Here is a 14,524-nt window from a genome sequence, read left to right as displayed (position 1 = left end):
GATCTTGATCAGGCCGCTTCGACAGCCGCGAGAAAACGGTCTACCGTTTGGCGCAGGTGCATCGTCTTGTTTTGAACATCGGTTGAGGCGCTCAAGACGTCGCTGGCGGACCTGCTCGTGAGTTGCGACTTGTCGGAGATCCGCACCATAGAACCGGCCACCGACCGCGTGCCTTGCGCAGCCTCTTGAACACTCGCCGAAATCTCGCTGGTCGCAGCACCCTGTTCATCAATCGAGGTTGCCATATTTCCAGTATACCGATCCACTTTGTCCATCGTTTCAGTGATCCCGGCGATGGCAGTCGCAGCCTCATTCGTTGCAGTTTGAACCTCTTCAACCTGCGCCGTAATCTCTTCTGTTGCCTTCGCCGTTTGGGTGGCCAGTTCTTTCACCTCCGAGGCAACCACCGCAAATCCGCGGCCGGCCTCGCCCGCACGCGCAGCTTCGATGGTTGCATTCAAAGCCAGAAGATTGGTTTGCTCGGCGATATCGGAGATCAGCTTCACAACGTCACCAATGTTTTGAGCGAGTTTTTCAAGACCACCAATCTTCTCATTCGTCTCCAAAGCCGAAGTCACGGCTTCGCGGACGATCTGCGTCGTATTGCCGACCTGCCGGTGGATTTCCTGAATGGAAACAGAAAGCTCTTCAGCAGCAGAAGCAACAGATTGAACATTTGCCGACGCCTGTTCAGAGGCAGCCGATGCACTGGTGGATTCAGAGGCGGTTTCGTCTGCAATCCCGTTCAGCCCCTCGGCAGCCGTTTTCATCTGGTCGCTGTTTGCTGAGACCATATCCAGCATCTGCGCAACATCCTCTCGAAACTGCGCAATCAGCGCACCAACAGCGTTGGCTTTCGCCGCTTCCGCCTGTTGGGACTGAGACTGCTGGGCTTGCAGCTGGTCGCGCTCCAAAGCATTTTCTCGGAACACCTCGACCGTCCGCGCCATGTCAGCGATTTCATCGCTGCCGACCTGTCCGGGGACTTCAATATTGGTGTTCCCGTCGGCAAGATCCGCCATCGCAGTTGCCAGGCTCTGAATACGCCCGGAGAGTTTTGCCGATACGAGGAACCCGAAAATTCCGGCAACAACAGCGCTGAGCAGCGTGATCGCGACGATCCAGTTGCGCAAGTTGGATAGTGGCGCCAAAACCTCCGCAACGTTTTGAACAACAACAAGTGCGTAGGAATTGCCCAGAAATGTGAAAGGGACCACCGCCGCGTATACTCTGCTGCCGGTGAAGTCAGGAATCTCCATGAACACCGCATCACCGGTCAGATTCGAAAGCACATCCTGGCTTTCGAACAATTGCGCTCCGACCTCTGAAACGTCCGGGGTTCGCATGCTGTCATTTTGGGCAATTGCGTCCGCGTTGACGAAAAACACGTTTCCGGTTTCTCCAAGACCGGAATACTTCCCGAGCAGGCTGCTGATCTTGATCACAGGCGTCTGGTACAGCGCGATTCCGATTGTTTTTGACCCTACCGAAATCGGAGAGGCCAGAAAACCGGTCGGCTCATCAGCGGCTGTCGGATATCGCGCGGCATCAGCCTTGTGAACGGCATCTGAGGGGCCGTTGAGCGCCTTATTGAAAACACGGGCTGCGACGGTGTCCTGCCATTCGCCCTCATTCAAGTTACGCGCGAAATCGGCACGTTTGTTCACAGTGTAAATTACATCTCCAGCCGTATTCACAAACATAAGGTCCGGATAACCGTTCAAATCCGCGTAGTCGCGCATCACCTGATGGTGTTTGGCATGAGCCCGGTCGTAAGGTTTGCGTCCGGCTTTAACCAGTTCTGCGCGCTCGTCTTCGGGATGAGGGTTGTCAGTCACATATATTGTCGTCAGCAACTCCTGTGCCCGGTCGCCATACTTGGTCCAATTGGCATCAAAATCCGAATAAGCGGCCCTTAACGTCTTGCCGGAGACATGGGACGCGACGGCTTGTTGTTGTCCGGTGAGATAGTCGAGCAGAGCATCCTTCCGGCTTTCTGCAAGGCTGCTGAGTTTTTCGCGCGACATTTCAAGGATGCTGTGAGCACCTGAAAAATAGCTGGCGGCACCCACACTTGCCGAGCAAAGCAATGCAATTCCGACCATGATGATCGGCAGCTTCCTGGATACCTGCACAACAGCCTCCCCATTGAAAAAGGCGGTTCGCCTGAGCGCACCGCCAAACTTTTGATTGTTAGAGTTTCTCGACATTCACGCCGAACGTACGGCACCGATGACATCGCCGCTGTCCGGATCAACGACTGGCACGCTCACCTGGCTTTGCAGCAGCTGGGTGCTTTCGTCTTGTTCCAAGTCGCTGATGTGAACCGATCCGGGGCCCTTGCCGAAGGTGTCCTGCCACTTGGCTTCATCACCCTGCCAATAATCTGAGGTGACGTCGCTCTGCCCGACGTTCAGCCCCTTGGCATCCATCACGAAAATCTCTGTAAACAGACCATCGCTGCTGTCTTGGATATCGGCCAGGTAACCCGACAAATCATTGTCCAAGATAGCGTGGATCATCGGCTGATCGATGGAGTCGGCCTCAGACCTCCATGTGGTATCCAGCTCATCGATTTTCGTCTGATCGTATCCGGACGTTTCGGTGTTTTGAGCCTTGACTGCGGCCGTTACCTCTGACGCAGCTGCGATTTCTGCAATCTGAGCATTGGCAAGCGTCTCGAGCTCTGACTGGAATTCATTGGCGCCTGCTAGCTGGATAGAGCAAAGCAATGCTGCTGTGGATAGGAATAGACCTCGCATGCGAACCTCCTATTCGGCGAAAGCGAAGCTAATTGTTCCCCCCAGAGATTAAGAGTAAGTATATATACGAATGAATAAAAGTAGAATATATTATAAAATACAACCTAAGCGTATTTTTATCTATCCAGGATGGTGTCCCAGAAAATTACTTGCAGACGTTTCAGCCTGCCGCAAACTTACCCTTGGTGAAAAAGTCAGTTTCCAGTGAGCGGCAACAAACTTGCGCTTTTGGAAAAGGTCGGGTATACCCGCGCCCGCGTTTACCCCCCTGGAGGAGGCGCTTGTGGACCGATCCCGGACAACTGAAGTCACGCACGGCGCAGAAATCCGCCGGTCCGATTTTATACCCATAGGAGTTTGCCATGGCTACCAGCTATGAGCTGAAGGCGTCGGCACGTGAACGGGTGGGAAAGGGGTCCGCTCGTGCATTGCGTCGCGAAGGTCTTCTTCCTGCCGTGATCTACGGCGACAAAAAACCACCCCTCTCGATCGCGGTGCCGATCAAGGAAACCACCCTCACTCTGCACAAGGGTGGCTTCATGACGCATATCGGCACGATCACTGTCGATGGCAAGAAGCACCAGGTCATTGCCAAGGACTATCAGCTGCATCCGGTGCGTGACGATGTCATGCATGTTGATTTTCTGCGCGTTGGCAAGGACACGACGTTGACCGTGGAAATCCCGGTGCACTTCCTGAATGAAGACAAGTGCCCAGGTATCAAAAAGGGCGCAGTTCTGAACATCGTCCGTCACGCAGTCGAAGTCACGGTTCCTGCGGACGAAATCCCGGAAGCGTTCGAAATCGACTTGTCCAAGGCTCAACCGGGCGACACGTTGAACATCTCCGACGTCAACCTGCCGGAAAATGTACATCCGACGATTACAGATCGCGATTTCACCATCGCAACGATCGCGGCTCCGGCCGGCATGAAATCGGAAGATGACGCTGAGGGCGGTGATGAAGGCGAAGGCGAAGGCGGAGAAGACGCATAAGCTCTTCCGGCAATCGCAAGCTTTTGAGGGGGACGGTTTTACCGTCCCTCTTCTTTTTGTATAAGCGGCGCGTCAAATCTGAAACTTAAAGGCGATTGCTTCATGCGTTTGATTGTCGGTTTGGGAAATCCTGGCGCTAAGTATGAGCGCAATCGTCACAATATCGGGTTTCTCGCGGTAGACGAGATCCATCGCCAATCATCGTCTTTCGCGCCATGGAGGGCTCGGTTTCAAGGCCAGGTGTCAGAAGGTCTGCTTGGCTCTGAAAAAGTGCTGCTACTGAAGCCGTCCACTTTTATGAATGAATCCGGGCGGGCGGTCGGCGAAGCGATCCGCTTTTACAAACTGCAGCCGGACGATGTGGTGGTCATTTATGATGAATTGGACCTGCCACCTGCAAAATTCCGCATGAAAAAAGGCGGCGGACATGGCGGCCACAACGGTTTGCGCTCAATCACGGCCCACATCGGCGAAAACTACCGCCGCCTGCGGCTGGGAATCGGGCATCCGGGCGAAAAACGCCTTGTTTCCAATTACGTGCTCGGCGACTTCGCGAAAGCCGATAGGGAGTGGCTGGAGCCGCTGCTGGATGAAATTGCACGTCATGCGGATTTGCTCGCTGCCGGCAAAGATAGCCAGTTCTCCAACAAACTGACCCTGGCGCTGGACCCTGAAAAAGCGAAGCGCCCGGCTAGAACAAGCACCGAGACAAAGTCAGCACCATCGGGAAAGCCGGGTCCCAAAGGCCAAAGCCATATCCGGCAGGCCCGGCAAACAAAAACGGCCGAACTGCCGAAAAAGGGGCCAATGGCGGAGATGCTCAAAAAGCTTCTGGGCAACAAAGACGCCACCTGACGGCCGCACCTTGTCATGCCGGCGTTGCTCCGTATGTCTACTGGAAACGACACCGTCACAAGAGCCACCCCTATGACATCTTATCCGTTCTTCGCGCTAGTAGCCTGCTTCGGTTTAACTGTCCTTTCAACTCCACCTGCTGGCGCCTTTGAGCCGTTGGCTGGCCAATTCGACGCAGATGCCGCCTGCCCGGCCTTTCAGTCAATCCGCAACACGACCAATCCGGGAGACGTCACCACACGGCCAGGCACGTCCTACACTGTGCAGGGCCTGAACAAAACCGGCGGCGATTATGTGCTAGTCGAGATACCTGATGCGCCGGTCACCACGCAGCGTTGGGTGGAAACCACGTGTGGCCAGTTGACCCCTGCTAGTATCGCAGAAAGGCAGGGGGAAAGCACCGACAACGTGCTCGCGCTGAACTGGCAACCGGCCATTTGCGAGACTCGTTCGCACCTGCCGGAATGCAAGGCCCTTAACTCCGGGCGCTTGCCCAGAGCTGTGGCCCAGCTCTCCATCCACGGCCTGTGGCCCCAACCACGGGACAACGTCTATTGCGGAGTTGACCCGGCATTGGTTCGCCTTGATGAAAGCGGGAACTGGGACCGCTTGCCTGAACCGGATGTCGACCGGGAGACACGAAGAAATCTTACCGATGCCATGCCTGGCATTGCCAGCGGTCTGGAGCGGCATGAATGGATTAAACACGGTACGTGCTACCGGGGGCTGGGCGGCGCCGACGAGTACTTTGACGACACGCTTCTTCTGACTGACGCCATCAATCAAAGCGAGTTGGGCGACTTTCTGCCAAACGGGATCGGACAATATATATCGATCCGCAGAATCCGGGATGCATTTAACCGGTCTTTTGGCGACGGCACCGGCGAACGCGTCTCTTTGGTTTGCACTGAAGATGGCACTCGAAACCTTGCACTTGAAATCCGTGTCAATTTGAAGGGGCAGATTTCACCGCAAACCCCCATCTCCGAACTGTTAAAGGCAGCAAGCCCCGTCGCACCCGGCTGCCGAGGTGGCATCATTGACGGGGCCGGTTTACAATAGTGCAGCCCCGTCTTTCCGCCCTTCGCCCGTGGGGAGCCTTGACCTCAGCCGGAGCTTCCGGCAAATAGCCGACAACCTTTTTTCAGCTTCCCAACCGAAAGCGACCTCACATGGGATTTCAGTGCGGCATTGTCGGGCTGCCGAATGTCGGCAAGTCCACGCTCTTTAACGCGCTCACGAAAACAGCCGCCGCTCAGGCGGCAAACTACCCTTTTTGTACGATCGAGCCGAACACCGGCGAAGTGGCCGTACCCGATCCCCGTCTGGATGCCATTCGCGGCATTGCCGGATCAAAGGAAGTCATTCCGACCCGCATCACCTTTGTCGATATTGCGGGCCTCGTGCGCGGAGCCTCTAAGGGCGAAGGCCTTGGCAACCAGTTTCTGGCGAATATCCGTGAAGTCGATGCGATCGTTCATGTTCTTCGTTGCTTTGAAGACGGCGATATAACGCATGTGGAAGGCAAAGTTGATCCGATCGAGGATGCTGACACGGTCGAGACCGAGCTCATGGTCGCGGACATGGAAAGCCTCGAACGCCGGATCGCACCCTTGAAGAAAAAGGCGACAAGCGGAGACAAGGAAGCGAAAGCGGTCATCCCTGTCATGGAAGCGGCCCTGGCACTGCTTCAGGACGGCAAACCGGCACGCACGCTAGGTCTCACTGATCCGGAGGAAAAAAAGATCCTGGACGGATTGAACCTGCTGACGTCAAAGCCCGTTCTTTATGTGTGCAATGTTGATGAAGCCGCAGCAGCAACCGGCAATGCGCTGTCTGAGAAAGTTGTTCAAAAGGCCCAGGCGGAGGGCGCGGGAGCAGTGGTTATTTCCGCGGCCATCGAAGCTGAAGTTTCGCAGCTCGATAAAGAAGAACAAGCAGAATTTCTTGAAACAATTGGCCTTGAAGAACCCGGCCTCGACCGATTGATCCGGGCCGGATACGATCTTCTCGGCTTGATCACTTATTTCACGGCCGGGCCAAAGGAAACCCGGGCATGGACAATTACACAGGGCACCAAGGCACCCGGTGCAGCAGGTGTCATTCACACGGATTTTGAGCGCGGGTTCATTCGTGCCCAGACAATCGCCTATAACGACTACGTGTCATTGGGAGGCGAGACAGCTGCCAAGGAAGCCGGCAAATCCCGTGACGAAGGCAAAGAGTACATCGTCAAGGACGGCGATGTTTTGCTCTTCAAGTTCAACACGTGATCTTGGAGACTTCGTCATGAGTCCGCTTGCTATTGACGCTCCGGAGCCGGTGACCCTGCCGGTCTTCCGCAGCGAAGCCTCTTTTCCGGTCAACCGGGTTTACTGTATCGGCAGGAACTATGCCGCTCATGCTGTTGAAATGGGCCACGATCCTGACCGCGAGCCACCGTTTTTCTTTCAAAAAAATCCGGACAATGTCTATTGCGGGCAAACCTTCCCCTACCCGGCCATGAGCGCAGACGTGCATCACGAGATCGAGTTGGCGGTTCTCCTGAAATCCGGCGGCTCCGACATTTCGGAGCGGGATGCGCTTGAGCATGTGTTCGGCTATGCGGTTGCGCTTGATATGACCCGGCGCGATCTTCAGGCCGAAGCAAAAAAATCAGGCCGTCCCTGGGAAGTCGCGAAGGCATTTGAACATTCTGCGCCGATCAGCGAAATCCTGCCGATTTCGGAGATTGGTCACTTGCAAAACGGGCGCATTTCCCTGTCGGTCAACGGAGAGCTGCGCCAGGAAGGTGATCTCAATCAAATGATTTGGAAAGTGCCCGACATGATCTCCTATCTGTCCCGCTACTTTTCCTTGGCTGCTGGCGACGTGATTCTGACCGGCACTCCCTCTGGGGTTGGCCCCGTTCAAAAGGGCGACAAACTGGACGGCCATATCGATGGTCTGCCGGATCTCAGTGTGACCGTCATTTAGACTAGCAGGAAAAAGAAAAAACCCGGCCGCAAGCCGGGTTTTCCTTTTCAAAGAAACGGCATGGCCGTCTAGCGCTGGTAGAAGGCCCGCCAGTTGCCCGGCACTTCCGTTGGCCTGAGACTGTCCAACTCCTGACGCCGAGCAGCCGCACTGTCAGGAAGACTGACCCGGTCTTCGATCAAATAGCCACCCGAAACAACGCCAAAAAACACCGACCGGATGCCGGTTTGCCGCCCGACCGGAGACGCTTGGTTCATGGGCAGGCCAAAACCTGACAGATGGTAACCTGATCCGGCAAAGTCTCTCGCCAGGAAGCCCTGAGCCGACAACAATCCCGTTTGACGATCAAGACGTAGGGGCAGGGTCTGACTGACCCGCTCCGCTGCCAAAGTGCTCCCGTCAAAACGGCCGCGAATAGTCACAAATGCACCGAGAGCAAAATCCTGTCTCATCTCTACCCGTGTTGAGCCGACACCGTTCCCGGTACCGACCGGGCGAAACTGACCACTTAAAGTGACAGGCACATTGGGAGCTTTCACAACACGGCTGGCCACGATGCGTTGGCCGCGCCAAAGACCGCTGACGCGAACCGTGTCGCCTGCCCGCAATCGCACTGCCGAACCGGTGAAATCGACAACCGGTGTTCCAGCGGGTATGTCCACCCGTGTTCCCATGACTTCTATCGCCCCCCGGCCGGCCGAGGTCACAGGACCAGAGATCGGGTAAAAGCGCACAACCCGGTTGGCAGAAGGACCGCTGGCCGAAGAACGGATAGAGGCGAATACCGTATCTCCTGTTTCGACGGCGCCACCGCCAAGCCGGTTCGGAAAACTCGACAGGCGCGCATTTGCCGTCTCGATCCGCATCCCGTTGACAACAATGCTCCCAAGACGGTCAACCGGACCGAAAACAATACCTGTTCCTCCGATGCCGCCGTCCCGGTTGTGGGCCTGTTGCGCAAGGGAGTCTGACGGAGGCACAGCCAAAGCCAGACCAATGATCATCAAAAGAAAAGCCACGAACTGGAGCAGTTTGCCACGTTTAAAGGCTTGAACACTGATGCGCATACGGGAAACGAAATCAGTCATTTCCTGACGCCCTGTCTTTGGCGGTATCATTTTCGTCCTCTGATTTGGATACATCCGTTTCCGGCTCTGTGTAGAAAAACATACCGAACCGGAACCTGTGCTTTGCATCTGCAGCCGACCTGTCGTGCTCTTGAAGAGTACTTGCAGATTTGTTCAAATTTTGGAGCACTGCCATTCCCGCCGCGCGTGCATCGGCATCCAACTGCGCGACAGACTTGTCCGTCAACTGATGATAAAAGACCGCGCGTTCAAAAAAAACGGGCGCACCGCCTTCAGCGGTCACATTGTGCGTTGCCGCCAACACGTGATCGCGAAGGTTCTTGCCCCAAAAATCATACAGGTCGGACCGGTCACCTGTTGGAATATAGGCTTGGGTTCGAAGGACCACCTCATCAGATGCCTCCCGTATCTCTATCAAGCGTTGAGCGGACATAGCCTCCAAAACAGAGGCAGGGCGAATATCTGTGCTGACCTCCCGCACGATGTCGGCAAAACTCGGCGCGCCGTCCGGCTGCCGGGTCCTCGGCAGCGGCGCGGGCAGGCCATCTGGCGTCTGGTACTGACTGCTTCCCAACCACCGGCCGACCACATTTCCAATCACACTGGGTTTGGCTTCCGGCGGTGTTTGCTCATCCCGCTCCCGGATTGCCTTTACGTCCTTCCGATGAACACCGGTGATCGCAGTGATGCGGCTATCAGAAGGCGGTTTGCCGTCTGCCGTGTCCTGAGAGGCAACATCGACAAGCACTTCCTTAAGAATTGAAAGTCCGGTCGAAAGCGGAACGCCATGCGCAATCATGGCCTTTGCGATGGGACGCAAAACGGTGCGCAAGGCTTTCTCGAATAGCGACTTGCTCGACATTTGCTGTGGCGTTTTTGGCGTCTGTTCCGGCATTCCCGAGTGCGATCTCCTTCCGCTCAGATATAGGCCAACGCTGTCAACAAAAACACAATTTTTACCTGCGACCTCTTGTCGTGGGAAATTTTCCCACAATATACGATCTCGCTGAACCGCCGTGGCGCGATAGCCAGGACGAGGACTACCGGCGTGCAGGCAAAGCGAAGTGCAAAAGTGGTTTGAACCGAAGAGAAAGGGAAACTGTGATGGCAAGCATGACAATTGCGGAAATCGTTGCTGCATCCGGCAGTGGATTTGACGCGAATACCAGCGATTTCAACATTCTACGTGCTGCACTGGAGGCCGCCGGGCTAACAGCAACACTTGACAGCCCATCCGCTGATTTGACGGTGTTTGCTCCGACCGATGCGGCATTTATCGCATTAGCAAACAGCCTTGGGGCGAACGTTTCAGACACAGACGAAGAAGGTGCTTTCAACGCAATTGTGTCGACACTCACTGAGCTTTCGGGGACAAACGACCCAATTCCGCTTTTGACCGACATTTTGCTTTATCACGTCTCGCCAACCGCGAAATCACTAACTGAGATCACCAACTCATCGTCGATCGCAACGACACAGGCTGCGACGCTGACACCGGCTGGAAATTCGCTTGTGGATATTGATACAGACCTCAAAGACCCATCATTCGTCTCCGGGGCGACTGATATCGCCGCGACAAACGGCACCGTGCATGTGATCGACCGGGTTCTCCTGCCCATTGATGTTCCGCAAGCCGTTGCAGATCTGACGATTGCCGACGTAGTCGCCTCGTCCGGGGGCCAATTCGATAGCAATGGCGGCGACTTCGATATCCTTTTGACCGCTCTCAACACCGCTAACCTGACAGACACGTTTACCGACAAGACCGCTGACTTCACAGTATTCGCCCCAACGGACGATGCCTTTATCTCACTTGCGCAAACACTGGGAGCAAACGTGCAAAATGGTGATGAAGCCGGCGCTTTTTCGGCAATTGTAGACACTTTAACGGCTCTAGACCCAAATGGGGACCCCATTCCGCTTCTCACCACCATCCTGACATATCATGTGTCCTCTGGCGGCAAGACCCAGGCCGAGCTCCTTGGTCTCACCGAAGTATCAACACTGTCTGGTGAAACACTGGTTGTTCGGCCAAACCATATCGTCGACAAAGATCCACAGGTCGACAACCCGTCCTACATCTCAGATTTGGCAAACCTGGAGACGCAAAACGGCTTCGTTCAGCCAATTGATGGCGTACTGCTTCCGTTGAATGTCAACGAGGCAATCCCGGTGCCGGATGTGACTTTTGACTTTGACGGAAATGGCGCCCAACTCGTGCGCCTATACCAAGCAGCCCTCGGACGTGCGCCGGACCAGGAGGGCTTCGATCATAATCAGATATTGTTGAGCGGCGATATGACTTTGAAGCAGATGGCAAGCGCCTTTGTTCAAAGTACGGAGTTTGAGCAGCGCTTTGGCGCAAACACATCCGATGAGGAGTACATTAATGCCTTGTACAACAACGTTCTCGCACGCGATGCAGACACAGGCGGACTGTTGGAGTGGGATGATCGCCTTGACAGTGGTGCATGGGACCGTGCTGAAGTCCTGATCGGCTTTGCAGAAAGTCCGGAGAACCAAGCTTTGACCACTGATTTGGTGGCGCTGTTCACATAATCCCTAGACGGCTTGTTTCACGAACGCACTTTTAAAAGCAAAAAACCCGGTTGGAGTTCAACCGGGTTTTTCTTAGCTGCGGTCCAGACCTTGCATGGTGAGCGGATTGGGTTGTTTGTCCGGCCCACCGGAGAACGAACCGGCCCACGATTTAATTCTTTTCCCCCAGTACCGACGTGCAATGGCGCGTGCTTGCATGGTTGTATCGGGAACATCGAAATAGTACTTCGGAATTTGCATTGGCTGATCTCCTATCCGAATTGGCGTCATTTGCTGAAGCCAATATGAGGATGAGACATGGCCAGAACCTGTTCGGTTCATTAAGGTTTGGACACAAATACCAAACTCTGGTTTAGCCCGGCCAAACTGACCTTCGCACAGAACGCCCAACTGTCTGCAACGCTACGTCTTTTTTTGGAGCAACACAGTTTTGACCACTGATCAAGCATTGCTTTTTAGCCTTTTTGGCGTGCTTTTCGCGCTGCTGATCTGGGGTCGGATTCGCTATGATCTCGTGGCGTTTTGCGCGCTTATTTCCGCCTCGATTCTTGGATTGGTGCCCGCGGATGCGGTGTTTTCAGGGTTTGGCAACGCGGCCGTTATTATCATTGCGCTGGTTTTGGTGGTCTCCCGGGGGCTGATGAACTCGGGCGCGGTCGAGCTCGTGGCGAGCAGGCTTTTGTCGTCGGACAGAACATTACCCGCGCATCTGGGTCTTTTGTCTGTCGTGGGGGCAGGCCTCTCCGCCATTATCAACAATGTAGCTGCCCTCGCCTTGCTTATGCCGCTGGATATGGAGGCCGCGAAGAAAGCGGGCCGTTCCGTGGGCCTGTCGCTCATGCCGCTGTCGTTTGCGACTATCCTAGGCGGAATGATAACGCTGATCGGGACGCCGCCGAATATTGTCGTTGCTCAATACCGGCAGGATGCGCTTGGAGAGCCTTTCACCATGTTTGCATTTGCGCCGGTCGGGCTTGTCGTGTCTGTCATTGGCGTTGCCTTCGTCACTTTTGTCGGATGGCGCTTGTTGCCAAAACGCCTTCGCGAGCAGGGCGAAGACTTGAACATCGATGAAAACCTGTACGTCGCGGAACTGAAAGTGGGTGAAAACACCGGAGACGATGACATAACCGTTGGTCACCTCTACCCGGTTGCCGACGAAAAGGACGTCAATATTATCGGCCTGGTCCGGTCAGGCCGGCGTTTGAAGGGCTTTGCGAGTGCAGAACCGGTCAAGCAAGGCGATTATCTGATTGTTGAGGGCGAGCCCAAAGCCATCGAAAACTTCATGGGTGCGGCGAACCTCGACTTCGCAGGTTCAGAACGCCACAAGGGCGGACTAAAAGGATCAAGCCTGTCCCTGCGCGAGGCCATTGTGCCCGACGGCGCGCGGATTGCCGGACGCACCGCTTTCAGCCTCCGGCTTCTCTATGGCCATGGAGTGACGCTGCTCGGAATATCCCGTCAGGGCAAAACGGTTCATTCCCGGGTTAGACATCAAGCCATCCGGCCCGGTGACGTTCTGCTTCTTCTTGGGCGGGATGACCGCCTTGAAGCCGCGGTCAATTGGCTGGGTGTGTTTCCGCTTGAAGGCAAAACTACAAGCCTTGTCCAACGCAACAAGGCATGGCTTGCAATCGCCGCGTTTGCCTGTGCCATCCTGGCGGCTGTTGCCGGCCTTGTGTATTTGCCGGTCGCACTGGCAGCTTGCGCTGTTTTTTACATCGGCGCAGGTCTGGTCGGCGGCACCGAGGTTTATGAGGCTATCGAGTGGAAAGTCATTGTGCTTTTGGGTTCACTAATTCCACTTGGCCAGGCGTTTGAGACATCCGGCAGCGCGCAGTTGATTGCCTCCAGTATCATCTCGCTGACGGATGGTTTCCCGATCTGGATTGCACTGGTTGTCTTGATGGTTGTCACAATGACGCTGTCAGACTTCCTCAACAATGTAGCGACCTGCCTGATCGCCGCCCCCATCGGGCTACAGATCGCTCAGACCCTAGACGTCAATCCAGATGCGTTTTTGATGGGAGTTGCAGTCTCGGCCTCCTGTGCTTTCCTGACGCCGATCGGCCATAAGAACAACACGATCATCATGGGTCCCGGGCGCTATCACTTTGGAGACTATTGGCGGATGGGACTTCCGTTGGAGCTGCTGGTTCTATCTGTCTCGATACCGGCAATCCTGTATTTCTGGCCGCTCTAGCAAGCTTCTAAATTGCGGCCAGTGTAAGAACGGGGCATGCTTGCCCGAAAAGGCACTCTTTTGGTCTGTGGCGCGGGGGCTGATCATGCTCAGCAGATTCTTGAATTCCGGGCGGCGTTCATTCGAAAGCCTCAGCGAGAAGGAGGTGCTGGCGCTTGCCATATCTTCAGAAGAAGATGACGCCCGCATCTACAGCGCGTTCGCTGAAGGCTTGAAAGAACAATACCCTGGGTCGGCCGCTGTATTTGAGGGCATGGCCCGGGAAGAAAACCAGCACCGACGAAGACTGATCGATCAGTTCACCGCGCAATTCGGTGATGAAATACCACTGATCAGGCGCGAACACGTCCGTGGCTTTTATCAACGCAAGCCATACTGGCTGGTCCGGCCGCTCAAGCTGGAAAGAGTCCGTGCGATGGCAGAAGGCATGGAGGACCAAGCCTACCGGTTCTACATCGAGGCTGCAAAACGAACCAAGACCGCCTCGATGCGCAAATTACTGGGCGATCTAGCGAATGCTGAAAAAGGCCATGAAAATCTTGCCCGCAAACTGAGTGAGAAACATGCCCCCGCCGATGTGCAGGAAGAAGAAGAGGCCCAAGAGCGGCGTCAATTCATCCTCACCGTTGTTCAGCCCGGCCTTGCCGGCTTAATGGACGGTTCGGTTTCCACCCTTGCGCCGATATTTGCGGCCGCTTTTGCCACAGGCGACACCTGGCAGACCTTTCTGGTCGGGCTGTCTGCCTCTGTTGGTGCCGGTATCTCCATGGGCTTCACAGAAGCCGCCCATGATGACGGCGTATTGTCGGGCCGTGGTTCTCCGCTTATCCGAGGCCTCGCCTCCGGTATCATGACCGCCATCGGCGGATTGGGGCACGCCCTGCCCTATCTCATCCCGGACTTTTGGCTCGCAACCAGCATCGCAGCGGCGGTTGTCTTCATCGAGCTCTGGGCCATTGCCTGGATCCAGAACAAGTTCATGGACACTCCGTTCCTAAGAGCAACGTTTCAGGTGGTTCTTGGCGGAGCATTGGTGTTTGCGGCGGGCATATTGATTGGAAATGCCTGACATCACCGCTCTTT

Annotated in this window: 13 protein-coding genes; 8 read left to right on the top strand and 5 right to left on the bottom strand. The window is 55.4% G+C overall.

What is annotated here, in order from left to right; all coding sequences use genetic code 11:
• Positions 1-8: 8 nt before the first annotated feature.
• Positions 9-2,135, bottom strand: a complete 2,127-nt coding sequence (locus JM93_RS13840; protein WP_170230658.1) for a methyl-accepting chemotaxis protein — start codon at positions 2,133-2,135, stop codon at positions 9-11.
• A 75-nt stretch (positions 2,136-2,210) separates the two neighbouring features.
• Entirely contained in the window at positions 2,211-2,762 is a 552-nt protein-coding gene (locus JM93_RS13835; protein ID WP_208995168.1) for a PDC sensor domain-containing protein, read from the bottom strand.
• Positions 2,763-3,124: 362 nt separating this feature from the next.
• On the opposite strand from JM93_RS13835, the gene JM93_RS13830 reads away from it, so the two are divergent.
• The 5 genes from JM93_RS13830 (at position 3,125) to JM93_RS13810 (ending at position 7,588) form a co-directional block, all read left to right on the top strand.
• Positions 3,125-3,757 carry a 50S ribosomal protein L25/general stress protein Ctc gene (locus tag JM93_RS13830; protein ID WP_145344363.1) on the top strand — a complete coding sequence of 211 codons (633 nt, stop codon included), beginning with the start codon at positions 3,125-3,127 and terminating at the stop codon, positions 3,755-3,757.
• A gap of 102 nt (positions 3,758-3,859) precedes the next feature.
• Positions 3,860-4,612: an aminoacyl-tRNA hydrolase gene (pth, locus tag JM93_RS13825; protein ID WP_145344361.1), complete on the top strand. Its 753-nt coding sequence runs from the start codon at positions 3,860-3,862 to the stop codon at positions 4,610-4,612.
• Positions 4,613-4,684: 72 nt separating this feature from the next.
• Entirely contained in the window at positions 4,685-5,674 is a 990-nt protein-coding gene (locus JM93_RS13820) for a ribonuclease T2 family protein (protein ID WP_170230656.1), read from the top strand.
• A gap of 110 nt (positions 5,675-5,784) precedes the next feature.
• Positions 5,785-6,885 carry a redox-regulated ATPase YchF gene (gene ychF / locus JM93_RS13815; RefSeq protein ID WP_145344357.1) on the top strand — a complete coding sequence of 367 codons (1,101 nt, stop codon included), beginning with the start codon at positions 5,785-5,787 and terminating at the stop codon, positions 6,883-6,885.
• Positions 6,886-6,901: 16 nt separating this feature from the next.
• The gene (locus tag JM93_RS13810) at positions 6,902-7,588 is read left to right on the top strand and encodes a fumarylacetoacetate hydrolase family protein (protein ID WP_145344355.1); all 687 of its coding nucleotides are present in this window, start codon (positions 6,902-6,904) and stop codon (positions 7,586-7,588) included.
• Between the two features lie 68 nt (positions 7,589-7,656).
• On the opposite strand, the gene JM93_RS13805 is transcribed toward JM93_RS13810, so the two are convergent.
• On the bottom strand, positions 7,657-8,676 hold the full coding sequence (locus JM93_RS13805; protein ID WP_145344353.1) for a DUF5666 domain-containing protein: 1,020 nt from the start codon (positions 8,674-8,676) through the stop codon (positions 7,657-7,659).
• A complete protein-coding gene (locus tag JM93_RS13800; protein ID WP_145344351.1) occupies positions 8,669-9,571 on the bottom strand; it encodes a DUF6502 family protein in 903 nt (300 codons plus the stop codon). Before JM93_RS13800 ends, JM93_RS13805 begins: the two co-directional genes overlap by 8 nt.
• Positions 9,572-9,780: 209 nt before the next feature.
• Here JM93_RS13800 and JM93_RS13795 point away from each other — a divergent pair, with 209 nt between their 5' ends.
• Complete coding sequence (locus tag JM93_RS13795) at positions 9,781-11,235, top strand: fasciclin domain-containing protein (protein ID WP_145344349.1); 1,455 nt, start codon at positions 9,781-9,783, stop codon at positions 11,233-11,235.
• Between the two features lie 72 nt (positions 11,236-11,307).
• Here JM93_RS13795 and JM93_RS21745 read toward each other — a convergent pair whose 3' ends face one another.
• Entirely contained in the window at positions 11,308-11,475 is a 168-nt protein-coding gene (locus JM93_RS21745) for a hypothetical protein (protein ID WP_155197545.1), read from the bottom strand.
• Between the two features lie 190 nt (positions 11,476-11,665).
• On the opposite strand from JM93_RS21745, the gene JM93_RS13790 reads away from it, so the two are divergent.
• A complete protein-coding gene (locus tag JM93_RS13790; RefSeq protein ID WP_145344347.1) occupies positions 11,666-13,441 on the top strand; it encodes an SLC13 family permease in 1,776 nt (591 codons plus the stop codon).
• Between the two features lie 85 nt (positions 13,442-13,526).
• Positions 13,527-14,510 carry an iron exporter MbfA gene (mbfA, locus tag JM93_RS13785; RefSeq protein ID WP_145344345.1) on the top strand — a complete coding sequence of 328 codons (984 nt, stop codon included), beginning with the start codon at positions 13,527-13,529 and terminating at the stop codon, positions 14,508-14,510.
• The last annotated feature ends 14 nt before the right edge of the window (positions 14,511-14,524 follow it).

Origin of the sequence: Roseibium hamelinense, from assembly GCF_007830545.1 — a bacterium.
GTDB lineage: Bacteria > Pseudomonadota > Alphaproteobacteria > Rhizobiales > Stappiaceae > Roseibium > Roseibium hamelinense.
This window is presented reverse-complemented; position numbering and strand designations above follow the sequence as displayed.